The organism is Nocardioides sp. IC4_145 (assembly GCF_011250565.1).
In the GTDB taxonomy this organism is placed as follows: Bacteria; Actinomycetota; Actinomycetes; order Propionibacteriales; family Nocardioidaceae; genus Nocardioides.
Genome location: NZ_JAANMS010000002.1, coordinates 118,182 through 142,898, shown reverse-complemented (window position 1 = coordinate 142,898; position 24,717 = coordinate 118,182). Strand labels below are relative to the sequence as shown.

At 72.6% G+C, this 24,717-nt stretch carries 24 protein-coding genes; 13 read left to right on the top strand and 11 right to left on the bottom strand.

The features are described from left to right. Window positions 1–1,449, top strand: a complete 1,449-nt coding sequence (locus G6553_RS01960; RefSeq protein WP_166188683.1) for a DHA2 family efflux MFS transporter permease subunit — start codon at window positions 1–3, stop codon at window positions 1,447–1,449. A gap of 22 nt (window positions 1,450–1,471) precedes the next feature. On the opposite strand, the gene G6553_RS01955 is transcribed toward G6553_RS01960, so the two are convergent. The 3 genes from G6553_RS01955 to G6553_RS01945 form a co-directional block, all read right to left on the bottom strand. Next, window positions 1,472–2,023, bottom strand: a complete 552-nt coding sequence (locus G6553_RS01955; protein WP_166188681.1) for a hypothetical protein — start codon at window positions 2,021–2,023, stop codon at window positions 1,472–1,474. A gap of 84 nt (window positions 2,024–2,107) precedes the next feature. Next, window positions 2,108–2,905 (bottom strand): inositol monophosphatase, encoded by a 798-nt coding sequence (locus G6553_RS01950; protein WP_207619239.1) that lies wholly within the window; start codon window positions 2,903–2,905, stop codon window positions 2,108–2,110. A gap of 36 nt (window positions 2,906–2,941) precedes the next feature. Next, window positions 2,942–4,102, bottom strand: a complete 1,161-nt coding sequence (locus tag G6553_RS01945) for an SGNH/GDSL hydrolase family protein (protein WP_207619238.1) — start codon at window positions 4,100–4,102, stop codon at window positions 2,942–2,944. Window positions 4,103–4,440: 338 nt separating this feature from the next. On the opposite strand from G6553_RS01945, the gene G6553_RS01940 reads away from it, so the two are divergent. The 3 genes from G6553_RS01940 to G6553_RS01930 all read left to right on the top strand — a co-directional run bounded on the left by G6553_RS01940 (window position 4,441) and on the right by G6553_RS01930 (window position 6,946). Continuing rightward, the gene (locus G6553_RS01940; RefSeq protein WP_166188679.1) at window positions 4,441–4,758 is read left to right on the top strand and encodes a hypothetical protein; all 318 of its coding nucleotides are present in this window, start codon (window positions 4,441–4,443) and stop codon (window positions 4,756–4,758) included. A gap of 14 nt (window positions 4,759–4,772) precedes the next feature. Further along, a complete protein-coding gene (locus G6553_RS01935) occupies window positions 4,773–5,792 on the top strand; it encodes an LLM class flavin-dependent oxidoreductase (protein ID WP_166188677.1) in 1,020 nt (339 codons plus the stop codon). A 62-nt stretch (window positions 5,793–5,854) separates the two neighbouring features. Continuing rightward, entirely contained in the window at window positions 5,855–6,946 is a 1,092-nt protein-coding gene (locus G6553_RS01930; protein WP_166188675.1) for an MBL fold metallo-hydrolase, read from the top strand. A 4-nt stretch (window positions 6,947–6,950) separates the two neighbouring features. On the opposite strand, the gene G6553_RS01925 is transcribed toward G6553_RS01930, so the two are convergent. Next, the gene (locus tag G6553_RS01925; protein WP_166188674.1) at window positions 6,951–7,631 is read right to left on the bottom strand and encodes a TetR/AcrR family transcriptional regulator; all 681 of its coding nucleotides are present in this window, start codon (window positions 7,629–7,631) and stop codon (window positions 6,951–6,953) included. A 143-nt stretch (window positions 7,632–7,774) separates the two neighbouring features. Between G6553_RS01925 and G6553_RS01920 the strand changes: the two genes are divergently transcribed. After that, window positions 7,775–8,620 (top strand): 3-hydroxybutyryl-CoA dehydrogenase, encoded by an 846-nt coding sequence (locus tag G6553_RS01920; RefSeq protein WP_166188672.1) that lies wholly within the window; start codon window positions 7,775–7,777, stop codon window positions 8,618–8,620. Window positions 8,621–8,651: 31 nt separating this feature from the next. Next, the gene (locus G6553_RS01915) at window positions 8,652–9,824 is read left to right on the top strand and encodes an acyl-CoA dehydrogenase family protein (protein WP_166188670.1); all 1,173 of its coding nucleotides are present in this window, start codon (window positions 8,652–8,654) and stop codon (window positions 9,822–9,824) included. 340 nt (window positions 9,825–10,164) lie between these two features. Here G6553_RS01915 and G6553_RS01910 read toward each other — a convergent pair whose 3' ends face one another. Then, window positions 10,165–10,944, bottom strand: a complete 780-nt coding sequence (locus G6553_RS01910; protein WP_166188668.1) for a polyphosphate polymerase domain-containing protein — start codon at window positions 10,942–10,944, stop codon at window positions 10,165–10,167. Window positions 10,945–10,957: 13 nt separating this feature from the next. Next, entirely contained in the window at window positions 10,958–11,557 is a 600-nt protein-coding gene (locus G6553_RS01905; RefSeq protein ID WP_166188666.1) for a DUF4956 domain-containing protein, read from the bottom strand. A 264-nt stretch (window positions 11,558–11,821) separates the two neighbouring features. Between G6553_RS01905 and G6553_RS01900 the strand changes: the two genes are divergently transcribed. Together G6553_RS01900 and G6553_RS01895 are read left to right on the top strand one after the other, a co-directional pair. After that, a complete protein-coding gene (locus tag G6553_RS01900; protein WP_166188665.1) occupies window positions 11,822–13,315 on the top strand; it encodes a carbohydrate-binding domain-containing protein in 1,494 nt (497 codons plus the stop codon). Between the two features lie 50 nt (window positions 13,316–13,365). Further along, window positions 13,366–13,893, top strand: coding sequence for a hypothetical protein (locus tag G6553_RS01895; RefSeq protein WP_166188663.1), 528 nt, complete (start codon window positions 13,366–13,368; stop codon window positions 13,891–13,893). A gap of 55 nt (window positions 13,894–13,948) precedes the next feature. Here the strand turns inward: G6553_RS01895 and G6553_RS01890 are convergent, their stop codons facing one another. Both G6553_RS01890 and G6553_RS01885 read right to left on the bottom strand, forming a co-directional pair. Continuing rightward, window positions 13,949–14,392 carry a PaaI family thioesterase gene (locus G6553_RS01890; RefSeq protein WP_242679873.1) on the bottom strand — a complete coding sequence of 148 codons (444 nt, stop codon included), beginning with the start codon at window positions 14,390–14,392 and terminating at the stop codon, window positions 13,949–13,951. Window positions 14,393–14,577: 185 nt separating this feature from the next. Further along, window positions 14,578–15,468, bottom strand: coding sequence for a LysR family transcriptional regulator (locus G6553_RS01885; protein WP_166188659.1), 891 nt, complete (start codon window positions 15,466–15,468; stop codon window positions 14,578–14,580). Window positions 15,469–15,557: 89 nt separating this feature from the next. Between G6553_RS01885 and G6553_RS01880 the strand changes: the two genes are divergently transcribed. From G6553_RS01880 to G6553_RS01865, 4 genes are all read left to right on the top strand, one after another. After that, window positions 15,558–16,565 carry a pyridoxal-phosphate dependent enzyme gene (locus G6553_RS01880; protein WP_347565443.1) on the top strand — a complete coding sequence of 336 codons (1,008 nt, stop codon included), beginning with the start codon at window positions 15,558–15,560 and terminating at the stop codon, window positions 16,563–16,565. Beyond that, entirely contained in the window at window positions 16,562–17,833 is a 1,272-nt protein-coding gene (locus G6553_RS01875; RefSeq protein ID WP_166188655.1) for a M20 family metallo-hydrolase, read from the top strand. The genes G6553_RS01880 and G6553_RS01875 overlap by 4 nt, the downstream gene beginning before the upstream one ends. Further along, complete coding sequence (locus G6553_RS01870; protein WP_207619237.1) at window positions 17,830–18,981, top strand: amidohydrolase; 1,152 nt, start codon at window positions 17,830–17,832, stop codon at window positions 18,979–18,981. Before G6553_RS01875 ends, G6553_RS01870 begins: the two co-directional genes overlap by 4 nt. A 104-nt stretch (window positions 18,982–19,085) precedes the next feature. Further along, the gene (locus G6553_RS01865) at window positions 19,086–20,402 is read left to right on the top strand and encodes a DUF3500 domain-containing protein (RefSeq protein ID WP_166188653.1); all 1,317 of its coding nucleotides are present in this window, start codon (window positions 19,086–19,088) and stop codon (window positions 20,400–20,402) included. A gap of 4 nt (window positions 20,403–20,406) precedes the next feature. On the opposite strand, the gene G6553_RS21975 is transcribed toward G6553_RS01865, so the two are convergent. Further along, a complete protein-coding gene (locus G6553_RS21975) occupies window positions 20,407–20,964 on the bottom strand; it encodes a GNAT family N-acetyltransferase (protein ID WP_347565442.1) in 558 nt (185 codons plus the stop codon). Between the two features lie 136 nt (window positions 20,965–21,100). Further along, a complete protein-coding gene (locus tag G6553_RS01855) occupies window positions 21,101–21,775 on the bottom strand; it encodes a GntR family transcriptional regulator (protein ID WP_166188652.1) in 675 nt (224 codons plus the stop codon). A 122-nt stretch (window positions 21,776–21,897) separates the two neighbouring features. Here G6553_RS01855 and G6553_RS01850 point away from each other — a divergent pair, with 122 nt between their 5' ends. Beyond that, complete coding sequence (locus G6553_RS01850; protein ID WP_166188650.1) at window positions 21,898–23,151, top strand: MFS transporter; 1,254 nt, start codon at window positions 21,898–21,900, stop codon at window positions 23,149–23,151. A 48-nt stretch (window positions 23,152–23,199) separates the two neighbouring features. Here the strand turns inward: G6553_RS01850 and G6553_RS01845 are convergent, their stop codons facing one another. After that, on the bottom strand, window positions 23,200–24,654 hold the full coding sequence (locus G6553_RS01845) for a HAMP domain-containing sensor histidine kinase (RefSeq protein WP_347565441.1): 1,455 nt from the start codon (window positions 24,652–24,654) through the stop codon (window positions 23,200–23,202). Window positions 24,655–24,717 lie beyond the last annotated feature (63 nt).

The following is a 24,717-nucleotide window of genomic DNA, read 5'->3' as shown; positions in this document are numbered from 1 at the left end:
GTGACCACCACCGCCGCTCCGCCCACCCTGTCCGCCCCCGTCGTGGAGCGGCCGGGTCGCCTCATCGCGCTGCTGGTCGGCTCGGCGTTCGTCGTGATCCTCAACGAGACGATCATGGGCGTCGCGCTCCCCGAGCTCATGCGCGAGTTCGACGTGCCGGCGGCGACGGCCCAGTGGCTGACCACGGCGTTCCTGCTGACCATGGCGGTGGTCATCCCGATCACCGGCTTCCTGCTGACCCGCTTCCCGCTGCGCCGGGTCTTCATGGCGGCGATGATCTCGTTCACGCTCGGCACGCTGCTGGCCGCGCTCGCGCCGACCTTCGCCGTGCTCGTCGGCGCCCGGGTGGTCCAGGCGGTCGGCACCGCGCTGATGATGCCGCTGCTGATCACCACGATCCTCACGATCGTCCCCGCGGAGCGACGTGGCCGGATGATGGGCACGATCTCGATCGTCATCTCGGTCGCCCCGGCCATCGGCCCGACGATCTCCGGCATCGTGCTCGACCAGCTCGACTGGCGCTGGATGTTCTGGCTGGTGCTGCCGATCGCGGCCGTCTCCCTCGCCCTCGGCACGGCCTGGGTCCGCAACGTCACCGAGCCCCGCCAGATCCCGATCGACGTGCTCTCCGTGGTGCTCTCCGCGTTCGCGTTCGGCGGCCTGATCTACGGGCTGAGCAGCATCGGCGAGGCCGCGGCCGGCGACACCCCCCTGCCCGTCTGGCTGCCCCTCGTGGTCGGCGCCGCCGCGCTGGCGGCCTTCGTCGTGCGCCAGCTGTCGCTGCGCGAGCGCGCCCTGCTGGACCTGCGCACCTTCGCCACCAGCACCTTCACCGTCGCCGTCGCCCTGGTCGCGGTCAGCATGATGGCGCTCTTCGGCACGCTGATCCTGCTGCCGATCTACCTGCAGGACGTCCTCGGGCTCACCACGCTCGAGACCGGCCTGGTGCTGCTGCCCGGCGGGCTGACCATGGGCCTGCTGGCGCCGTTCGTCGGCCGCCTCTTCGACCGGGTCGGCCCCCGCCCGCTCGTGGCTCCGGGCGCGGCGATCACCTCGGTCGCCCTGTGGTCGATGTCGATGCTGGACACCACCACCGGCCAGGGCACGGTCGTGGCCATCCACGTCGTGATGAGCATCGGCCTGGCGCTGATGTTCACGCCGCTGATGACCTCGGCGCTGGGCTCGCTCCCGCCGCACCTCTACTCCCACGGCAGCGCCACGGTCTCCACCCTGCAGCAGGTCGCCGGCGCCGCCGGCACGGCGCTGTTCGTCACGGTAATGACCAAGCGCTCCGTCAGCGAGGTCTCCTCCGGCGCGTCGGTCGTCGACGCGACCGCCGCGGGCGTCCACGCCGCGCTGTTCTACGGCGGCGTCATCTCCGCGATCGCCGTGCTCGTCGCGCTGCTCGTGCGGCGGCCGGCCGCCCCTGTCGAGGCCCCGGCCGCCTGAGTCGAGCGCGAGCCCGAGGGGCTCAGCCTCGCGGGACGACGGCGCTGAAGGTGCGCGGCGTGCCCAACCAGTCGACGGCGGTGCCGCCGCCCTTCTTCGCGCCGCTCACCCGGACCTCCATCCGGACGTCGGTGCCGTCGTCGTCGAAGCAGTCCTGGGCGAAGCGCGAGCGCACGGTCTCGGCCTCGTAGTCCAGCTTGCTGACGTAGGAGCACTCGACGCGGTCGCCGTCCCGGTCGGCCCAGCCGTCGACCTCGACGAGCGCGTAGTCGGTGCCCTCGAAGTAGCCGCCGACCAGGACGTACTCCGGCCCCTTGTCGTCCGGGTCGGTGTCGAGGAAGACCTTGCCGCCGGCCTGGGACCTGAAGCCGGGGACCAGGTTGCGGTGGGTCGTGACGACCCGCAGGTTCTGCTTGCCGTTGACGACCTTCACCGAGCGGAGGTCGACGCCGGGGCCGACGTCGCCGGCCTTGTCGGCGAAGGTCGACGTGGCGGCGTGGGCCGGGCCGGGGGCGGTCAGGACGAGTGCGGCGGCGGTGGCTGCCGCGGCCGCCGCGGAGATGGACTTGAGCACGGGAGCTCCTCGGGTCGGGGGACGGTTCTCCTCAAGGGACGCACCGGACGGCCGTCCGGTTGCCTTCCCAGGATGCGCCCGTCCTCAGCGTCCGGGAAGGGCCGGCACCAGCCCGCGCACGACGTCGTACGTCGCCCGGTCGGCCGCCACCACCAGGCCGGAGGGCGGCGGGCCCTGGGGCCGGTACGGCTGTCCCCGGAACGTCCCGACGTGGCCGCCGGCCTCCGTGACGAGCAGCGAGCCCGGCGCGTGGTCCCACGGCTTGGTCTTCTTGTAGAGCGCGTAGTCCGCGCGACCGTCGACCACCGCGGGGTAGTCCACGCCGCAGCACCGCCACGACAGCTCGAGGGTCCGCAGCGTGCCGAGCGCGCGGCCGATCCAGCCGTGGCGCGAGGTGACGCCGAGCAGCCCGTCGCCGACCGGCGGTCGCCGCACCCGCTCGCCATTGCGCCACGCGCCGGCGCCGCGCTCGGCGACGTAGGCCGCGTCGTGCTGCGGCTGCCAGATCCAGCTGCGCACGACCTCGCCCCCGCGCAGCTCGGCCACCATCACCGCGTGGTCGGGCGAGCCCTTGACGAAGTTCCGGGTGCCGTCGACCGGGTCGACGGTGAAGGCGTGGTCGGCGGACCGGAAGCGGTCGAGCACCGAGGCGTCCGCGGACGCCGCCTCCTCGCCGAGCACGAGCGCGTCCGGGTAGGCCGCCCGCAGCCGCCGGGTGATGAGCACCTCCGCCTCGCGGTCGGCGACGGTCACCAGGTCACCCGGGTGGCTCTTGGAGGTCACGTCCCCCTCGGCCAGGCTGCGGAAGCGGGGCGTGATCACCTCCGCCGCCACCTCCTGGAGCATCGCGAGCACCTCGTCGGTGCGCAGCCCGGACGTCACGCCTGCCCCCTCACGCGCGCCCTCACAGCCCAACCCTCACAGGTCGAGCAGGACCGCGGCGCGCCGGGTGAACCGCTTCAGCGCCTTCGCCTGCTGCCGGGTGACGTGGCCGGCCTGCTGGTGGCGGGTCACCCGCTCGCGGAGCAGCTGGAGGCGCAACCGGGCGTCGGAGTCGAGGCCGAGGGCGGCGTACCGCACCACCGCCTGGACGTGCTTGCGCAGCGCCCGGGCCCGGGCGGCGGGGAGCTCCTGGTGGGCGACGAGGCCGGCCCAGCGGCGCAGCACCTTGTCCCCGCGCGTCTCCTCCGGCAGCACCGTCAGCCCCAACGTGCGGATGACGGCCTCCGCCATCCGCTGCTCGCCGAGGGCGTTCGGGTGGACGACGACGGGGTTGGTGCCGCCGAAGACCGGCTCGATCCAGCGGGTGCCGGCCGGCTGGCAGGCGTCGTGGCCCTCCGAGACCTGCTCGAGGTCGACGTAGGTCGCCCCGGCCTCCTCGGCCGCGCGGCGGACCGCGTCGTTGAGCGTGTGCTGGAGGCTGCGGAGGTAGGGCACGTCGCCGTCGGCCACCGGCATGCTGCCGAAGCAGCCGCCCGCGGGTGGCAGGATCCACGGGTAGCCGAGCGCGGCCACCGTCGCCCGCGGCGCGCGCTCACGCACGTCGGTGAACGCCTGGACGAGCGCGGGGTACGTCGTGCCGCGGACGACGTCCTTGTACCGCGAGCCCTGCTGGTCGCGGCACGGGCTGCCGGTGCCACCGGTGGAGAAGCCGGCGAGGCTGCAGTCGCGGATCGCGCCGCCGAAGACGCTGCCGTCGTTGCCGCCGATCGTCACCGTCACCAGCTCGGTCGACGCCGACAGCGCGTCGAGCTGCGGGGCGACCCCCGGGTGCTGGGCGGCGCGGAGGTCGCGGGTCTGCGCGCCGCCGCACGTCACGTCGGTGAGCGTCGCGCCGGTGCGCTCCGCGATCACGTGGGCGTAGTTGCGCGTCGACCGCTGGCACTCGGCCGGCGCCGTCGGGTCGACCGGCTGCACACCCGCGGCCGAGGCGTAGGAGTCGCCGAGGGCGACGTACGCCGGACCGGTGGCCCGGGCGGCGCCCGGCCCGGTGATCGGCTCGGCCGCGGCGGCGGGGGTCGCGACGAGGGTGCCGGCGAGCACGGCGAGACCGGCGACGGCGGTGGTCAGACGGGGCATGGCGGGTCTCTCGTGCTGGCAGGTCGGCGGGTGCGGACACGGTACGCCGGGTGCCAGCCGCGCGTGCCCGATGGTCCTAGTACCCGCCGTTTCGTCGTGCTTCGGCGCGTCGGCGCCCTAGCGTGGCTCCTGGTCACCCACCCGGAGCAGCGGCCGGCGACGGTGACCGGCACGGCGGAGCGCACACGTGCCGTCCGACCCGGACCCGCGCAGCGGCTGGTTCGTCGGGTGGAACGGCTCGTGTGCGTCACCGCCGCCGTGCTGGACGTCCCGCCCTGCCGGACGTCCCCGGGCTCCCCTGCCGGGGACGCGGCCGAGCGGCGCGTAGCCTCTGCGGGATGACTGCTAGCCGATCCGCGCGCGGCCGCCGTGCGGCCACCCAGGCCGGGCCGCTCGCCCGGGTGAAGGTCGACGTCGACGCCGCGGACCAGCTGGTCTACAAGATCTCCTGCACCGCGTGCACCGTCCGCAGCGGCAAGCCCTGGTCGGCATACCGCCCCGGCGAGGACAACGGCTACCTCGGCACGATGGACCGCTGGACCTTCCACCTGGTCGAGAAGCACCCGGACAGCGACGCCCCTTGCCTGGCGTTCCTCGGGGAGGCCCAGCAGCGCCTGCACGAGCGGCGTGAGGGCGGAACAACCGCCGACGAGTGAATGTTCAACCAGTCATGAAGAACATCGGCTTCCTCTCCTTCGGCCACTGGACGCCGTCGCCGCAGTCGCAGACGCGCTCGGCCTCGGACGCGCTGCTGCAGTCGATCGACCTCGCGGTGGCGGCCGAGGAGCTCGGCGTCGACGGCGCGTACTTCCGCGTGCACCACTTCGCGCGGCAGCTCGCGTCGCCGTTCCCGCTGCTGGCGGCCGTCGGCGCCCGCACCAGCCGGATCGAGATCGGCACCGGCGTCATCGACATGCGCTACGAGAACCCGCTCTACATGGCCGAGGACGCCGGCTCGGCCGACCTCATCTCCGGCGGCAGGCTCCAGCTCGGCATCAGCCGCGGGTCACCGGAGCAGGTCGTCGACGGCTTCCGCTACTTCGGCTACGAGCCGCCGGAGGGCATGGACCACGCGGACATGGCGCGCCGGCACACCGAGGTGCTGCTGCAGGTGCTCGACGGCGAGGGCTTCGCCGAGCCGAACCCGCGACCGATGTTCCCCAACCCGCCCGGGCTGCTCCGCCTCGAGCCGCACTCCCCCGGCCTGCGCGACCGGATCTGGTGGGGCGCGGGCTCCCGCGCGACCGCCGAGTGGACCGCGCAGCAGGGCATGAACCTGATGAGCTCCACGCTCCTCACCGAGGACACCGGGGTGCCGTTCTCCCGGCTCCAGGCCGAGCAGATCGAGCGGTTCCGCGCCGCGTGGGCCGAGGCCGGCCACCCGCGCGAGCCGCGCGTCTCGGTCAGCCGCAGCATCTTCCCGATCGTGAACGACATGGACCGCGCCTACTTCGGCCACGAGTCCCGCAGCCAGGACCAGGTCGGGATGATCGACGGCGGTCGCGCCCGGTTCGGCAAGACCTACGCCGGCGAGCCGGACCAGCTCGTCCGCGAGCTCGCCGAGGACGAGGCCGTCGCGGCGGCCGACACCGTGCTGCTCACCGTCCCCAACCAGCTCGGCGTCGACTACAACGCGCACGTCCTCGAGGCGGTCGTCGAGCACGTCGCTCCCGCCCTCGGCTGGCGTTGACCGGCTGACCGGCCAGGCCGCCCGGCGGGTGACGTCGCGGGGGCCCGGTCGTTGACGCGGGCATGTGCGACCTCACCCGCCGGACGCTGCTGACCAGCAGCGCGGCGGCCTCCGCCCTCACCCTCGGGGGTACGCCGCGTGCCGCGGCCGCCCCGTCGTCCGGCCCCGCCCGGGCCCGGACGGTCGCGGCCCGGCGGATGTTCTTCGGTCGCGCGAACGTCGCGGCCGACGGTCGCGTGCGGCCCGACCGCGTGCTGCTGTCGTGGTTCGGCGTGACCGGCTTCGCGGTCGCGGTCCGCGGCCAGGTGCTCCTGCTCGACGCCTGGATCCCCCGCGGCACCTACGCCCGCCGGGTGCCGGTCACCACCGCCGACCTGGCGGCGCTCCGGCCGACCCACGTCCTGCTCGGGCACGGCCACTTCGACCACGCCGCGGACGCCGCCCCCGTCGCCGCCGCGTCGGGGGCGGTCGTCGTGGGCACCCCCGAGCACTGCGCCCAGGTGCGTTCCCAGGCGGCCGCGCTCGGGCTCGGGCCGGTCCGCACCCGCCCGCTGCGACTGCCGGACGTCGGCGACGAGGACGAGCTGCGGCTCGGGCGCGGGCTGCGGGTCAGCGTGGTGCGCCACGTACACTCCGCGGTCGGGGCGCCCACCGGCGAGGCGCCGCCGTTCGTGCCCCTCCCGGACCTGACCCCGGTCCTCACCTCCCCACCGAGCCTGGCCGACGGGCTGCACACCCTGCTGCACCAGGCGGACGAGGAGGGCGGGTCGCTGCTCTACCGCCTGGAGGCCGCCGACTTCTCCCTCACGTGGCACGACACCGCCGGTCCGCTGCGCGAGGACGCGCCCGCGGTGCTCGACGTGCTCGGGCGTCGGCCGCGCTCGAGCGTGCACGTCGGGGCGGTCCAGGGCTTCGGGCAGTACACCAACGGCCTGCGCGACCCGCTCGACTACGCCGCTGCCGTCCGCGCGCAGGTCTTCGTGCCCAGCCACCACGACAACTGGCTGCCACCGATCACCGCGCCGGCGTCGGCGTACGAGCGGGTGCTGCGCGAGGGGCTCGCCGGGCTGCCGGCCGCGCGCCGTCCCCGGCTGCGGTTCGTCCGCGACACCCGCGACTACCTGGACGCGAGCCGGCTCACCTTCCGCCTCTGACGGCTCAGCCGAGCAGGTCGCGGATCTGCGGCAGCAGCCGGTCGAGGTCGCCCGCGTCGCGGAGCACCAGCACCGCAGGCAGCGCCTCGGCCGGCGCGGCGGCCTCGCGGCCGGGCACGTCGACGTGCGACTCGACCTCCGCCATCGCCGCGCGGAAGGCCCGCCGCGCCTCGGACGCGGTCGCCAGCTGCCCGCGCAGCCAGGCCCGGAGCACGTGGTTGTGGCCGGTGACCACGGCGTTGGCGATCAGCTCGGCGCGCAGCAGGCTCTCCGGCGCCCCGCCGAGCCAGCCGTGGATGTGGCGGTTGAAGGTCCGCTCGTACTGCCGGATCCCCGCGCGTTCGCGCTCCTGCAGCGCCGGCACGCTGCGGGTCAGGCGGTAGCGGCGCCGCGCCCGCTCCCCCTCGTCGAGGTAGTGCTGCAGCACCAGGCCGGCCGCCTCGGAGACCCCCACGACCGCGGTCCGGGGCGTGGCGGTCGCGAGCCGCGCGGCGATCGCGGTCAGCAGCTGCTCGTGGTCGGGGAAGACCACGTGCTCCTTGGAGCGGAACTGGCGGAAGAACGTCGTGCGCCCGACCCCCGCCCGCGCGGCGATGTCCTCGACCGTCGTCGCGTCGTACCCGCGCTCGGCGAAGAGGTCGAACGCGGCGTCGACGATGCGCTCGCGCGCGCTGGACTCTGGCACGTCCGTCCCTCCCGGTCGTCTCGAGCGGCCTCGGCAGCGACCCGGGACCCGGACCTGCCGCCCGCAGCCTAGACGGTACGGCGTACCGTGCAGGCGGTATCCGGTGCCGCCCTGGCCCGGCCGGCCGGGAGGAGGACGCAGACGTGGAGCGCGTGGGAGTCATCGGGTTCGGGCTCATGGGAGCCGGCATCGCGGAGGTCAGCGCGCGCGCCGGCCTCGACGTCGTCGTGGTCGACGCCGACCAGGCGGCGGTGGACCGCGGCCGCTCGCGGCTGGAGGCGTCGCTGCGGCGGGCCGAGGCCAAGGGCAAGCTCACCGGCAGCGCCGACGAGGTGCTGGCTCGGATCACTCCGGCCACCGACCTCGACGCGCTCGCCGACCGGCAGCTCGTCGTGGAGGCGATCGTCGAGGACGAGGCGGCCAAGGTCGACCTGTTCCGCACCCTCGACCGCACGCTCACCGACGACCGGGCGATCCTGGCGTCCAACACCTCCTCCATCCCGATCATGAAGCTCGGCGTCGTCACCCAGCGCCCCGAGAACGTGCTCGGCATCCACTTCTTCAACCCGGTCCCGGTGCTCAAGCTGGTCGAGCTCGTCCCGAGCCTGCTGACCGCGCCCGAGACCACCGAGCGCAGCCGCGCCTTCGTCCAGGACCGCCTGGGCAAGCAGGCCATCGACTGCCAGGACCGCGCCGGCTTCGTCGTCAACGCGCTGCTGGTCCCGTTCATCCTCTCCGCGATCCGGATGTACGAGTCCGGCTTCGCCTCCGCCGAGGACATCGACCAGGGCCTCGTGCTCGGCGCGGCCCACCCGCAGGGCCCCCTCGCGCTCGCCGACCTGATCGGCCTCGACACCACGAAGGCCGTCGCCGAGTCGCTCTACGAGGAGTTCAAGGAGCCGCTGTACGCCGCCCCGCCGCTCCTCCAGCGGATGGTCGACGCCGGCCTGCTGGGCCGCAAGAGCGGCCGCGGCTTCTACACGTACTGATCCGCCTGCACCAACGCTGGAGACACCCCGCATGAGCAACGACTTCCCCCTGTACGACCTGTCCGAGGAGCACCGCGCGGTCCGCGGGGCCGTCCGCGCGATCTGCGACGCCAAGGTGGCGCCGTACGCCGCCGAGGTCGACGAGCAGGCCCGCTTCCCGCAGGAGGCGGCCGACGCGCTGCTGGCCGCGGACTTCCACGCCCCGCACGTGCCGGAGGAGTACGGCGGCGCCGGCGCCGACGCGCTCGCCACCGTGATCGTCATCGAGGAGGTCGCGCGCGCCGACGTGTCGGCCTCGCTCATCCCTGCGGTCAACAAGCTCGGCTCGTTGCCGGTGCAGATCGCGGGGTCGGAGGAGCAGAAGAAGCAGTACCTCGGCGCGCTCGCCCGCGGCGAGGGCGGCTTCTCCTACTGCCTCTCCGAGCCCGAGGCCGGCTCCGACGCCGTCTCGATGCGCACCCGCGCGGTCCGCGACGGCGACGAGTGGGTGCTCGACGGCGTGAAGCGGTGGATCACCAACGCCGGGGTCTCGGAGTACTACACCGTCCTCGCCGTCACCGACCCCGACAAGCGCTCGAAGGGCATCTCCGCCTTCGTCGTGGAGAAGTCCGACCAGGGCGTCTCCTTCGGCGCCCCGGAGCGGAAGCTCGGCATCAAGGGCTCCCCCACCCGCGAGGTCTACCTCGACAAGGTCCGCATCCCCGCCGACCGGATGGTCGGCGCCGAGGGCACCGGCTTCGCGACCGCCATGAAGACGCTCGACCACACCCGCGTCACCATCGCCGCCCAGGCCGTCGGCGTCGCCCAGGGGGCGCTGGACCACGCGCTGGCCTACGCCCAGGAGCGCCGCCAGTTCGGCGCACCGATCGCGGACTTCCAGGGCCTGCAGTTCATGCTCGCCGACATGGGCATGAAGGTGGAGGCCGCCCGGCAGATGACGTACGCCGCCGCCGGTCGCTCCGAGCGCGGCGACGCCGACCTCACCTTCTTCGGGGCGGCCGCGAAGTGCTTCGCCTCCGACGTCGCGATGGAGGTCACCACCAACTCGGTGCAGGTGCTCGGCGGCTACGGCTACACCCGCGACTACCCGCTCGAGCGGATGATGCGCGACGCCAAGATCACCCAGATCTACGAGGGCACCAACCAGGTCCAGCGGATCGTCATGGCCCGCCAGCTCCTCGCCGGGGTCCAGTCGAGCCTCTGAGGCCACGTTTTCGCAGGTCAAGCTTGTCGAGCGGAGCCGTGACCTCGGGACAAGTTGAGGCGGGATCGGGCCCGCCGCTGTGCAAGCTCGGACTGCGGCGTTGCACCGACCAGCACCGGAGCGCACCTGACGGAACGACCTATGCGCCAGTTGTGCGCCAGCCATCGCCACTCTCCGCTCGGTTCGGCGGCGGCCATATCGGACGCCGACCTTTTGAAACGACATAGTCGTTCATCGTGGCTTCACTGCCCCCGCCATGTCGAGCGATCGGCGACCACCGTTTCGGGATGGATGCTCGGCACCCCCCGGCGCGGGCGGCCCAGCCCGCGCGGCGTTGCGCTCAGAGGGCCGAGCCCACAAGGATGCAGAGCGTCGGGTCCAGCTGGCGGGCCGTCACACGGTGCCAGCGATTCCTCGGAAGCTCCGGGGTCAGCAGGCACAGACCGGTGCCGTACTTGGAGATCCGAGCCGGCCGGTGACCGAGCTGCCACAACCTCCGGTCGAGTGCCCCGGCCGCGCGGCCCGCTGACTTCGTCTCGATGACCAGCACCTCGCCGACATGGGCGCGACCGTTGCTCGAGGTCCAGGACAGGTCGGCGTCGATCGTCGCCCGGCCCGCTCCGTTGGGCAGCAGCAGGGTCGTCCGCCGGTAGCTGGTGTGCAGCGTGGCGACCAGCTCGCGGGCGTCGACGTCTGGGGCGCCTGCCGCGGCCAGGCGATCACCGACCCAACCAGCGGCCTGGCCGGTGAGGTCGTCCCGGTCCGCGGCGTCGTGCGGGATCCGCTCCTTGACCGTGGCCCCACGCGCGCCCCGGGTCTTCACCTCCAGCCAGCACTCGCCGGTGTCGGCGTAGAGGCGGGTGCGGACCTTCCAGCGGCGCCGGCGCGGGTGGGCGGAGGCCGCCCAGCTGGCGAGCGTGGTGGTGTCGAAGTAGGTCGACTCGTAGCGAGCCCGTCGGGAGCCGGCCAGCTCGAGCACCCGCAGTCCATCGACGCCGGTGATCACCGCAGGCAGCTCGGTCAGCGGGACGACGTACTTGCGGTCGGTGCGGATCAGCAGCTGCGAGGTCGTGTTGAGCTCGTCGAGCCCCACGGCAGGCAGGTGTGCGATCGGATCCATCTCGCAGCCCTCGTCAGCGGGTGACGAGGACGTTCGCGGCACTGCGCTCGGACGCCGTCATCGTGGGGCGGGGAGCGTGGACGTAGCGGACGTCGACCGTGGTGGCGTCGTTGACGAGGTCCACCCGCAGCGGCACCGCGCGATGGACTCGCGCGTCCAGGACCAGCTCGAGGCGCTCGACCAACGCGTCCTCGTCGGTGATGGCCGAGTCCAGCACCACGACCTGCTGCCGGGCGCCGCGTTGGAGCATGGAGCTGTCCGCGACAGCGACGGCCGCGACCACCGACGCCATCAGCGTGACCGCGAGCCCTGGTGCCCCGGCGCCCAGCCCGCCGAGCAGGCCGAGCGCCAACGCCGCGAAGTAGTAGGCGATCTCGTGCTGCCCGAGCTCGGCAGACCGGAGCCGGATGATCGACAAGACGCCGAACAGTCCCAGCCCCAGTCCCACCGTCGCCGCGCTGCTCGAGAGCGCGATCGTCACCGCCAGGACACCCACGTTCACCGCCACGAAGGCGGTCACCAGGTCACCGCGGCGGTGCCGCTGGAAGTACACGGCGAGTGAGAGGACGAGGACGGCGACGATGTCGGCGCCGGCGAGCAGGTAGGTGTTCATGCGGAGTCCCTCCGGGTCGTTCGGATGTCCCCCGAGGCTCGCCGCGACTTCTGTCCGCCTCCTTCCCCGGCGCTGTGCCAAGCCTGTGAACCCGGCCGAGCGCGTCGCCCGGGACCCGCCGAACCGCGAGCGGCGTTCCGGGTCCTGGCCCGATCTCACAGGGACCGCACAGAGCCACGCCACCGGGCAGACAGGTGCGCTGGCCACGCTCCCTCCCACCGGCCGCCGCGCGCGGCGTGAACCCGTCCCGAGAGGCACACCCCCATGCGACTCCAGAACCTCCGGCGGCTGATCGCCGGTGCCGCGGCCGCCGCCGTCCTGACCGGCTGCAGCACGCCCGCCGCGACCACCGACACCACCACGACGTCCACCGTGGCTCTCACTGACGCCACCACCGTCGCCGACGCCCTGGCGGACGACATCGACGTCGAGACCGGTGACACGTCCTACGACGGGTTGGAGGTGGTCGACGTGACCCTCGCCGGGGCGAGCGCGGAGACCGACAGCGAGGCTGTCAGCTCCCGGGCCGGCACCGTCACCATCGGCGCTCCCGGGACCTACCGGGTGAGTGGTGAGCTCGACGGCCAGCTCGTCGTCGACAGCGCGGGCGACGGCGTCGTACGCCTGGTCCTCGACGACGTCTCCATCACCTCCGAGACGACCGCAGCCGTCGACATCGTGGACGCCGAGTCGGTGGTGGTCGTGATGGCCGATGGCAGCACCAACATGCTGGCCGACGCGACGTCGTACGCCGACACCTCCGAGGACGCCCCCACCGCAGCCCTCTACTCGACCGCTGACCTGACCATCGGCGGCACCGGTTCCCTCGCCGTCACCGGCAACACCAACAACGGCATCGTCGGCAAGGACGGCCTGGTCATCACCGGCGGAACCATCGAGGTCACGGCCGTCGACGACGGCATCATCGGCAAGGACTACCTCGCGATCAGCGGCGGAGACATCGCGGTCGACGCCGTCGACGACGGCATCAAGTCCGACAACACCACCGACCCCGGGTCCGGGTTCGTCCTGGTCGAGCACGGCTCCGTCGAGGTCAGCTCCCAGGACGACGGCATCAAGGGCGTCCAGGTCCTCGTAGCCGGCGGCACGATCGACGTCGCCGGCTCCACCGAAGCCATGGAGGGCTCGCTGATCATCATCGACGGCGGCGACATCGAGCTGCACTCCGCCGACGACGGCGTCAACGTCGCCACCTCCGACGACAGCGCCAGCACCGACGGCACCGGCGGCCCCCCGGACGCGGGTCGCGGCGGCTCCATGGCGGCCGACGACTCGCTCAACCTCGTCGTCAACGGCGGAACCCTCGAGGTCTGGGCAAGCGGTGACGGGCTGGACTCCAACGGCAACGCCACCCTCACCGGCGGCGACCTAATCGTCTACGGCCCTACCAGCGACGGCAACGGAGCCCTCGACGTCAACGACACCTTCGAGATCACCGGCGGAACCCTCTTCGCCGTCGGCAGCGCCGGGATGCTGGTGGCACCGTCGACCGAGTCGGGCCAGGGCTGGATCGCGACCACCCTCGAACCGACCGCCACTGCCGGCTCACGAGTCACGATCGCGGACGAGGACGGCACCGAGCTCGCGGCCTACACGGTCCCGAAGGACTCCGCCTCCGTCGTCTTCTCCTCCGTCGGCATTAGCCCTGGCCAGGACTACACCGTCACCGTCGCCGGCGGCTCCACCACCGTCACCGCCGGGGAGGCCCCCGCCGGCCACCGCCCCGCCGGCCGCTGAGCGCCGGCTCGACCCGCCCGCACGGAACCACCACTCACAGGAGAGCGACCATGGACAACCACCACCAGGACACCCAGCACCAAGACCCTCAGCACGACGACGCCGAGCCCCCGGGCACGCAGCCCCCGGACCCCCAGCAGGACCCCGGGCTCGCCTCCAACCCCCAGCAGACCACCGTGTCGTCCGGCAAGAACGGTCGGCTCGCCCGCGTCCTGCGCCGCCGCCCGCGTGGACGCGTCGCCGTGGCGGCCACGGCCGCGGCTGCTGCCCTGGTCGTCGGTGGCGCGGGCTTCGGCACGGGATACGCCCTCGGGAGCCACGACACGGAGCAGACGAACCCCAGCCACCAGGGGCCGGGCCTCGGCCCGGACGGTGAGGGCTTCGACGGTCCGCAGGACGGCCGGATGGGCGGCCCGCTGACCGGCCAGGACGGGCAACGCGACGGCAGCTCGCCCTCGGGGGAGGCACCCGACTTCGACGGCGACGGGCAGCCCGACGACACCTCCCCCGGCACCACGCAGGACTCCAGCCCGGACACCTCGCAGGATGGCGCCGGGAGCTCGGCCCAGCGGAGCTGATCGGCCGGTCGCGCCCGGCCCGCCACACCGCGGGTCGGGCCTCGGCGTGTCCGGGCTAGGGCCGCGGCCTCCAGCGCTTCCAGTGCGCTTCGGCCCTGCTGCGCTCCTTGCCGTCCCACTCGATCCCGACCTCGACCGTCATCTCGGGTTCGGACGCTTCGGTCACCCGCGCCCAGAGGGCGATGGTCCGGTCGAGCGGCGTGGGACGCAGGTAGCGCACGTCCAGCCCGGCGGTGACGTACGGCAGCGGCGCACCGGGCAAGGGCGGCCAACCCCGGAGGTGCGCCTCGTGCGTCACCGCCGCGGCCGCATGGCAGTCGAGGACGGTGGCGATGATGCCGCCGTTCAGGTACCCGAGCCCGTTGTTGTGCTGCGGCCACGGGGTGAACCGAGCCACGACGAGGCCGTCATCCGCAGCGAAGCTCTTCAGTCGCAGGCCGTCCTGGTTGGACGGACCACAGCCGAAGCACGGCAGCTCTGGGAAGTACCGGTCCTGCAAGGACGTCGCCGCTGGGGCGGGGGAGGCCGCTTGTTCACTCATCCGAGCAGGGTACGAACTGCTCCTCTCGACACGACGTCCGGCCGTCGCGCACGCGCCGGTCCCGACGTCCCGAACAGGCGCAGACGCCCCGTGCCGCCGGCGGACCGCCGTCCCGCAGGCCCGTGGGGCGACTGAGGGGCTCATCAATCCGTGCCCGACGCTGACGCGACGACGATGGCGTCGGCGAATGCGCGCACGGACGGACGGTCAGCCGCTCCCCGTCGAACCGCACAGAAGATGGTGCGCGACGGCCGCCCCGCGAGCCTGCGGACCGCGACCCTCGGGACCTCTCGGGCGCGGGCCAGTTCTGGCACGAGCGCGCCGGCGAGGCCCTCCTGGACGAGCCGGAGGTGGATGTTCAGGTCGGTGCTTGTGTACCGCACATCCGGTTCGAAGCCGGCTGCACGGCAGGCAGCCAGTGCCCACTGACCGGCGGTCGTGCTGGCCGGTTCCAGGACGAATGGCCGGGTGGCCAGGTCCTCGAGGCTTCGGGCGCCCCAGGACGTCGGCGCCGCCATGACCAGCTCGTCCTCGAGCAGATCGGTCCGGTCGGTCTCGCGAAGTCGAGGCAGTGGCTGTCCGGGGTACTCCTCGGCGATGACGAGGTCGAACTCGCCGGTCACCATCGCGGGCAGGCCGATCTCCGGTTCGAGCTCGGTCACCTCGACCCGCAGGCCCTGGTGCGCGCCGAGCAGGCGCGTGAGGGCTCCGGGAACGAGCGCCATCACTGCCGTCTGGAACGCCGCGACCCGCAGGGTGCCGGCTATCTCGTGGCCGGACCTGGCCAGGGCGTTCTCGGCGCGCTCCATCTGCTCTAGCAGCAGTGCGGCGTGCTCGGACAGTATCTCTCCCTGCGCCGTGAGCCGGACTCTTCTGCCGGCCGGCTCGAGCAGCCGCACCCCGGTCTCGCGTTCGAGGGTCGCAAGCTGCTGCGAGACCGCCGACGCGCTGTACGAGAGCGCCTCGGCCACGGCGGTGATGGTGCCCCGCCGATGCAGCTCGCGGAGGAGGCGAAGGCGATGGAGGTCGAGCACGGGCTTCGCCGACCTTTCAGATCTGCTTCACGGTCGAGGTCATTGTTCCGCGCTGGACCTGAGCATTGGGTGGACCTGACATTGAGAGGGTGACGGACTTCTTCCTGGCCCCTGCCGCACGCGGGTGGGACGCGCCGAGCCGGGGGACCTCGGCCCGCGAGTTCCACCGCACGTTGGCCGGCTACGAGCGGACGCCGCTGATCGAGCTGCCGAGGCTCGCGGCCGAGCTCGGCGTGGCTCGGGTGCTGCTCAAGGACGAGTCCGCGCGACTCGGCCTGCCGGCGTTCAAGGTGCTCGGTGCGTCCTGGGCCTGTCACCGGATCCTCGAGGAGCGGCCGGGCGTTCGACTGGTGACCGCGACGGACGGGAACCACGGTCGCGCGGTCGCACGTGTGGCTGCGCACTTCGGAGTGCCGGCCACCGTCTTCGTCCCCGACGTGATGCTCCCCCAGACCGCGGCCCTGATCGAGGACGAGGGCGCGGAGGTGATCCGCCTCGACGTGGGGTACGACGACGCAGTCCGTGCAGCCGCGGCGTACGCCGCCGAGTCGAGCTCCCGAGCACTCGTGCAGGACACCGCGTGGGAGGGCTACACCGACGTGCCTGCGTGGATCGTCGACGGCTACCGCACGCTCCTCGAAGAGGTCGACGAGCAACTGGGCACCGCCCCCGACGTCATCGCGGTTCCGGTGGGCGTCGGCTCGCTGCTCGAGGCGGTTGTGCGTCATCACCGCCGACCGGGCGCACCGCATCCGAGCATCCTGTCGGTGGAACCGGCAACCGCCGCCTGTGTGCTGAGGAGCATGCAAGCCGACAGACCGGTGACGGTGCCGACGTCAGGGACCGTCATGGCGGGCCTCAACTGCGGCACCGTCTCCGCCACTGCGTGGCCGGTGCTGCGCAGCGGCCTCGACGCCGCCGTCGCCGTCAGCGACCTCGAGGCCGAGCAAGCGGTCGCGGACCTCGGCGACCTGGGCGTCTCCTCGGGCCCCAGCGGGGCCGCCACCCTGGCCGGCGTCCGCCGCGTCGCTCGGCATCTCGACCTTTCCGCTGACGCCGTCGTCGTCATGCTCAGCACCGAAGGGAACGACCGATGACCGACCTGCGAGGAGACCTCGTCCGCATCGACCGAGAGCGGCTCTGGGACACGCTCATGGAGCTCAAGGAGATCGGCGCCTACGACGACGAGGCGACCGGGCTGCGTGGCGTGCGCCGGCTCGCCCTGACCGACGCCGACGCCGAGGCCCGACGGCGTTGTGTCGCGTGGATGGTCGAGGCCGGGCTCGAGGTCCGCGTCGACAGGATCGGCAACGTCTACGCCACTCGCCCGGGCCGTGACCGGTCCCTGCCGTGCGTGCTCATGGGCTCCCACATCGACACGGTCGCCACCGGGGGTGCGTTCGACGGGACGCTCGGCGTGCTCGGCGGCATCGAGGTGATGCGGGCTTTGAACGACGCCGGCATCGAGACCTTGCGCGACGTCGAGGTCGCCTTCTTCACCGAGGAGGAAGGAGTCCGTTTCGGCACCGACATGCTCGGCTCGGCCGTCACGGCAGGCCGCATCCCGCTCGACCACGCCCACAAGCTCACCGACGCCGAGGGCAAGACCGTCGAGGAGGAGCTCGTCCGCATCGGCTTCGACGGGCCCGAGCCCGAGCTCCGGCCCGTGCCCTACGCCTACATCGAGTGCCACATCGAACAGGGGCCGATCCTGGCCGACGCCGGTGTCGACATCGGCATCGTCGAGGGCGTCCAGTCGATCTCCTGGCAGCGGCTCACCATCCACGGCGAAGCCGCACACGCCGGCACCACCCCCATCGTCTCCCGGCACGACGCCGGATTGGTCGCGGCGTCGGTCGTGGTCGAGCTGCGGCGCATGTGCGACAGCGGCGACTTCGGGCAGCTCCGCGCCACGGTCGGCAGCTTCGACATCGGCGAGGGCCAGACCAACGTCATCCCCCAGCGGGCCGTGATCACCATCGACCTGCGCAACCCGGACGACACGCTGATGAGCGCGGCGGAACGACACCTCGCCGCGTACGTCGCCGAGCTGGCGACCCAGCACGGTGTCGAGGTCGCGTGGGAGCGCATGGCCAAGACTGCGATGGTCCCGTTCGACCGGGGCATCCAGGAGGTGCTCTCCACGACCGCGGACGACCTCGGCCTCCCTTACGTCCGGGCGATGTCGGGCGCGGGGCACGACGCTCAGGAGATCGCCGCCACCTGCCCGACCGCCATGGTCTTCGTGGCGGGTGAGCACGGGGGCATCAGCCACACGCCCCGCGAGTACTCCGATCCCGCGGCCTGCGGCAACGGCACCGACGTACTGGCCAACGCCGTCCTCCGCCTGGCGAACCAGCCGTGACCGCGGGCGGAGAACAGGTGCGCCGCTGGCGGCACCACCTCCACCGCATCCCGGAGACCGCGTTCACCGAGCACCGGACCAGCGCGTACGTGGCCGGCGTCCTCACCGGCCTCGGCTACGGGGTGACGACCGGCATCGGCGGGACCGGACTGGTCGGGTCGCTGACCCGCGGTGCGTCCGGACGCGCCGTCGCGCTGCGCGCCGAGCTCGACGCCCTCCGGATCGAGGAGCACAGCGGCGTCGAGTACACCTCCACGCATCCCGGCGCGATGCACGCCTGCGGTCACGATGGGCACATGGCGATGCTCCTCGGCGCTGCCGCGCGGCTGGCCGAGGAAGGTGGGTTCGACGGCACCGTGCGAGTCCTCTTCCAACCGGCCGAGGAGCCGGGCCGCGGGGCGCAGGCGATGATCGACGACGGGCTCCTCGACCGGTTCCCGGTCGACAGCGTGTACGCCATCCACAACATACCTGGCTTCCGCGCCGGGCAGCTGCTCACCCGCACCGGCCCGATCATGGCGAGCGAGGACGACTTCGTCATCCGAGTCGTCGGTCGAGGCGGTCACGCCTCCGCGCCGCACCTGGTCATCGATCCGCTCGTCGTCGCAGCCGAGATCATCGTCGCGCTGCAGACCGTCGTCGCCCGCAGCATCAGCCCCACGGACACCGCGGTGCTCTCGTGCACCGACGTCGTCACCGATGGCGCCCGCAACGCCATCCCCACCCACGTCACCATCAGCGGCGACACCCGCAGCTTCGACCCAGCCGCCCAAGCAGTCCTGGAACGTCGCGTCCGGCAGATCAGCGCCGGCGTCGCCGCCGCCCACGGCGCCACCGTGGACGTGCAGTACACCCACGAGTTCACACCGACCGTCAACGACCCCGGTTGCGTGGCCACCGCCGAGCGTGCCGCGTCCACCGCCCTGGGCGGGGAACAGGTCGACGCCCACGCGGACCCGATCATGGCGAGTGAAGACTTCGGCGTGCTCGCGTCCCACGTGCCGGGATGCCTGGTCCTCCTGGGCAACGGCGCGGAGCCGGGCGCCGGGGGCGTGCCGCTGCACAGTCACGACTACGTGTTCAACGACGCGATCCTGGAGAACGGCGTCGACTTCTACGTGGAGCTCGTCCGGGACGTGCTGGGCTGAACGCCCGAGCAAGCGCCGGTCCGGGGTCTCCAACGCCGCCGATCCAGAACCGCCGTACAGAAGGCTCACAGGTTCCGGACAGGCGGCGACTCCAACCTGGATGCATGACCCACCGAACTACTGCCCCCGTCCGCCGCAAGCGCCCCCGAGCCCTCGCCGCACTGTCCTCCCTCGCGCTCATCGGCGCCCTCGCCTTCACCGGATGTGCCGGGACCGACGCCACCACCGACCTCACCTCCAGCACGACGTCTGCCACGTCCTCGAGCACGGTCGCGCAGGCTGCCACCACCTCGGCGGCTTCGTCTGCCTCGACCTCAGACGCGACCACGACGGCCCAGACGATCGAGGACACGGCGACAGCAGCGAAAGCGTTCCTCGCCACCCTCTCGGACGAGCAGCGCGAAGCCGTCCTGTACGACTTCGACGACGACACGAAGACGACCTCGTGGTCGAACTTCCCCGTCACCTTCGTCGAGCGCGCCGGCGTGAACCTGGCCGACCTGACCGAGGAACAGCAGGTGGCGGCCATGGAGGTGCTCGAGGCCCTGCTGAGCGACGAGGCCTACCAGACAGTCGCCGGGATCATCGGCGGTGACCAGTACCTCGCCGACAACAGCAGCTCCACCGAGGACTCCCTCGGCCAGTACTACATCGCCTTCTTCGGCGACCCCTCCACCACCGACGCCTGGGAGGTCCAGTTCGGCGGCCACCACCTCGGCATCAACGCCACCATGACTGGAGCCGAGGACACCCTCACCTTCGCCCCCACGCACCTCGGCGTCCAACCGGCCGTCTACACCAACGCGGACGGCGACGAGGTCCAGCCCTTCGACGACATCTACACCGACGCCTTCGCGTTCTTCGACGGCCTCACCGAGGAGCAGCAGGCGACCCTCACCTCCGGTGAGGTCACGATGTGCGCGCCCGGCGACACCTGCGACTACCCCGTCGGAGGCGGGCTGACCGGTGCCGACCTCACCGAGGAGCAGCGGCAGCTCCTGCTCGACCTGATCGCCAACTGGGCCGGCATGGCTGACGAGCAGACCACCCAGACCGCCCTTGCCGAGATCGAGGCCACCCTCGACGACACCGTCATCGCGTGGTCCGGGGAGGCCACCTACGACATGAGCACCGGCGACGGCATCAACTTCTCCGTCTCCGGTCCGGACGTCTACCTGGCCTTCCAGGCCCAGCAGGGCTCAGCGGGCGCCGACGTCGACGGCGTCACCACGTCCGGCTGGGGTCACGTCCACACCATCTACCGCGACCCCAGCAACGACTACGCCGGCAGCGCGACGCAGCAGGCAGCCACCGGCATGAGCGGTAGCCCCGGCGGCTCCGGGGGCCCCGGCGACGGTGGGACCTCGCCTGCCGACAGCGAAGCACCCGAGGGCGCGCCCGCAGCTCCTCCCGCAGGCTGAGCCGCTAGCGCGGCGGTACGCGGAACCCGCGGAAGGCGACAGGCCTGCGCGTGGTGAAACCGAGGCGCTGGTACAAGGCGACGGCGGCGGCGTTCTCGGTCCCCACGTGCAGGAACGGCCGATCCCCGCGACCTGCGATGCCGGCGGCCAGGGCGCGCACGACGCGGCTGGCGAGTCCGCGCCCGCGGAAGCCGGGCAGCGTGCAGACGGCGCTAATCTCGGTCCAGCCCGGCGGGCGCAGCCGTTCGCCGGCCATCGCTACCAGTCGGCCTCGATGGCGGATTCCTACATAGGTACCCATCAGGTGGGTCCGCGGCCAGTAGGGCCCCGGCCGTGCGGTCGCGGCCAGCGCGAGCATGCTGGCAACGTCGTCCTCACCGAGCTCGACGACGTCGGGATCGCGGACCTGGCCCGCGAAGGTCGCCCTGTCGGCGACCATCTGCACCCCGGACATCGCGAACACGGGGTCCCACCCACCGGGCGGCTCGGCAGCCGAGCTGAACATGTCGGCGAAACCCCCGGGGCCGAGCAGGTGGGCCAGGTCGGCCCAGTCCTCAGGCACGTGCTCGGCCGGGACGGCGACGAAGGTGGCGACGTCGCGCTCGTATCGGGGGCGCGGCCACGGCGACGGGCGAGGTGAGCATGTGCCCCTCGGAGGGACTCCGCGACCGGGTCGTCAAGGACCGCAACGGCTGACGTCAAGCGAACCTGGCCGCCTCTGCGCTCAGGCCGGTCTCGACGCCGTGGGAGCGGGCCTGGTGCTCGTGGAGGTGAGCGCCGAACGCCGCCCAGTCCCCGCGGCGAGCGTCATCGAGGAGCGTCCGGTGCTCGGCGAGCACCTGGTCGGGCTCGCCGGTGATGCGGTCCGAGCTGCGGACGATCGAGAGCTGCTGCTGGTCCTGGAGGCGGTCGTAGACCGAGAGCATCACGCGATTGCCCGACATCTCCACGAAGGAGCGGTGGAACCGCATGGCCAGGACGGTGAAGGCCGCGAAGTCTCCACGGCGAAGCGCACGCTGTTGCTCATCGACGTTCTCCGCGAGCTGGTCCGCCAGGTGCGCACGCCGCAGCGGATCGCTGCGCTGGATCCCGGCCGACTCCAGCGCGTGGCGCACGTCGGCGGACTCGCGGACCTCCTGCTCGCTCAGCTCGCGCACCAGTGCCCCGCGCTGCGGGTAGATCGTGACCCATCCTTCGTCCTGCAGCCGCGTCAGCGCGGCTCTCACCGGCGTGCGGCTCATCGACAGGGTCGTCGCCAGGTCGTTCTCGCTCAGCATCGTTCCCGGAGCGAGGCGGCCCTGCAGGATCTCCTCACGGATGTGCGCGTGGGCCCGATCCGCGGCGCGACCGGGCGTCGGTGAGGTCTGCATCATCGCCTCTCGCTGTCGACAGGGCCAGTGCACCGCAGCGTAGTTCGTCCATAGGCGGGCCCCCGTGTGCACCACAAGCGATGCGCGCCGACCCCTGAGGTCTGGGATACAAGTAGGATACAAGCATGTACGTCTCCGAGGGCGAGCGCTCCCGCATCCACCGCCGCACCGTCAAGGTCGTCATGGTCGGGCAGGTCCTCGGCGGCGCCGGCCTCGCTGCCGGCGTCACCGTCGGCGCCCTGCTCGCAGAGGACATGCTCGGCACCGAGGGCCTCGCGGGCCTGCCCGCGGCTCTCTTCACCCTCGGGTCAGCACTCGCCGCGTACCTGGTCGGCGGCATCAGCGAACGCGCCGGGCGGCGCATCGGCCTCACCCTCGGATTCGCCGCAGGTGGCCTCGGCGCAGCGGGCGTCGTCGTGGCCGCAGCGACCGACAGCGTGCCCCTGCTGTTCGTCGCACTACTCGTCTACGGGGCCGGCACCGCCACCAACCTGCAGGCTCGCTACGCCGGCGCCGACCTCGCGACCCCGGCGACCCGCGGCACTGCGATCAGCGCTGCTCTCGTCGCCACGACCCTCGGCGCAGTCGCAGGACCGAACCTGGTCGAGCCGCTCGGACACCTCGCCACCGGCCTCGGTCTCCCGGCACTGTCCGGCCCGTTCCTCCTCGCCGCGGTCGCGTACTCCGCTGCTGGCACCGCCCTGTTCGCGTTGCTGCGCCCCGACCCGCTTCTGCTGGCGCGGCGTCTCGAGGACGAGCGGCGCGCCCTCGCACCGCCCGCACAGGCATCCGAAGGCATGCGACCGGTGGCACCCCCCGTGGGTCGTGGCGCCCACGTCGGCGCGACCATCATGGTCCTCACCCAGATCACCATGGTGGCGGTCATGACCATGACCCCGGTCCACATGCGAGCGCACCACCACGGCATGAGCGACGTCGGCCTGGTCATCGGGCTTCACATCGCCGCCATGTACCTGCCGTCCCCGATCACTGGCCTGCTCGTCGACCGCATCGGCCGATCCGCCGTGGCCGCCGCCTCCGGGGTCGTCCTCCTCGCCGCTGGCGGCACCGCCGCCGCCGCCCCGGGAGACTCCCTGGGGCTGCTCATCCTGGCGTTGGTTCTCCTCGGCCTGGGTTGGAACCTCGGCCTCATCTCGGGGACGACGCTCGTCGTCGACGCCACCGAACCTTCCAACCGGCCCCGCACCCAGGGCCGGATCGACGTCCTCGTCGCTCTTGCGGGAGCCAGCGGTGGCGCCCTCTCCGGAATCGTCGTCGCCCTCACCAGCTACCCGGCGCTCGCCATCGGCGGAGGCCTGCTGGCGCTCGCGCTCATCCCCGCCCTGCTGTGGGCCACGCCCGGCCGACGAGCGCGATGACCAGCCGACGGGCGGCGGCGCCGACGCTTCGTGCATCGACCGTACGCGTCACTCCGAGCGCGGCAGGGAGACCTCGAGCACTGTTCTTCCTGGTGCGCTGCTGAGTGAGACGGTGCCGCCGTGGGCTGCCACGATGGCGGCCACGATGGCGAGGCCGAGCCCCACTCCGCCTTCGCGGTTGCGGGAGGCGTCCCCCCGTGCGAAACGCTCGAAGGCGTGGTCGACGAGCTCGGGCGGGAACCCCGGTCCGTCGTCGGCGACGACCAGCGTCCTGCATCGCCTGCCCTCATCGGCCGCGATGGCCACGGTGACGGTGCTGCCCGGAGGCGTGTACTTGCGCGCGTTGGTCAGCAGGTTCGTCACGAGCTGGTGGAGCCGCTGCTCGTCCCCCGTGACCTCGACGGACTCGCTCGGCAGGTCGAGTCGCCAGTGGTGGGTCGGCGCGAGCACGCGTGCGTCCTCTGTGGCCTCCAGGAGGAGTCGCGTCAGGTCCACCGGCCCGTGGGCGAGCGGTCGACCGGCGTCCAGGCGCGCGAGCAGCAGCAGGTCCTCCACCAGGGCCGTCATCCGCGTCGACTCCTCGGCGACCTTGGTCAGCGCCGTCGCGGCGGCAGTGGCGTCCTCGGGGTGTCGCCGGGCCAGCTCGGTGTAGCCGGCAATGGTCGCCAGCGGGGTGCGCAGCTCGTGGGACGCGTCCGCGACGAACTGGCGGACCTGCTGCTCGCTGCGGTGACGGGCCCGGAGCGACGACTCGACATGGGCCAGGAGCGTGTTGAGCGCCGCGCCGACCTGGCCGACCTCCGTGGTCGCGTCGCACAGATGCATCGGCACGCGGCCGGACAGGCCTTCGACATCACCGGCGCCCAGGGGGAGCGCTGCGACCTCGTGCGCCGTGGCTGCGACCTCCCGCAGCGGGCGGAGCTGGCGTCGTACGACGACGAGACCGACGCCGAGCGCGACCACGCCGCCGACGGCGATGAGCGCCGCCTCCCATCGCACCAAGGTCCCCACGACCGCGTCGACCTCGCTGGTGGGCAGTCCCGAGACGACGGTCCCGCCCGCCAGGTCCGTGACGACGACGAGGTAGGAACCGAGACCGTCGATGTCGATCCGGTGGGTGCGACCGTCGGCGGGTACGTCGAACAGGGACGCGATCGCGTCGTCGTCGAGCTGCCTGGACTCGCCCTGGCCGGCCCGGCCTTGACCGAGGACCCAACCGAAGTCCGGTCGGCCGGAGACGTCGAGGAACGCGGTGAGGGAGCCGAGGTCCTGGATGCGTGGTCCTCGTGGGCCGTCGACCTGCCCGCCGTCATCCCCTCCGGGCCCTGCGGTGAGGCCGGGCACGATGCCCTGTTGATACAGAGCGAGATCGTTGTCGGACCGTTCGGCCGAGCGCTGCACCTGGTCGTCGAGGCGGTCCAGCAGGTACCCGCGCACTCCGAACGTGGTCGCCGCGGCGATGCAGATCGCTACCGCCGCGACGAGGAGAACGGCGGCGGCCACGACCCGTGAGGTCAGGCTGTGCGGGCTGAGCGACGGCCGACGTGGCTTGCGACGGAGCTCGGC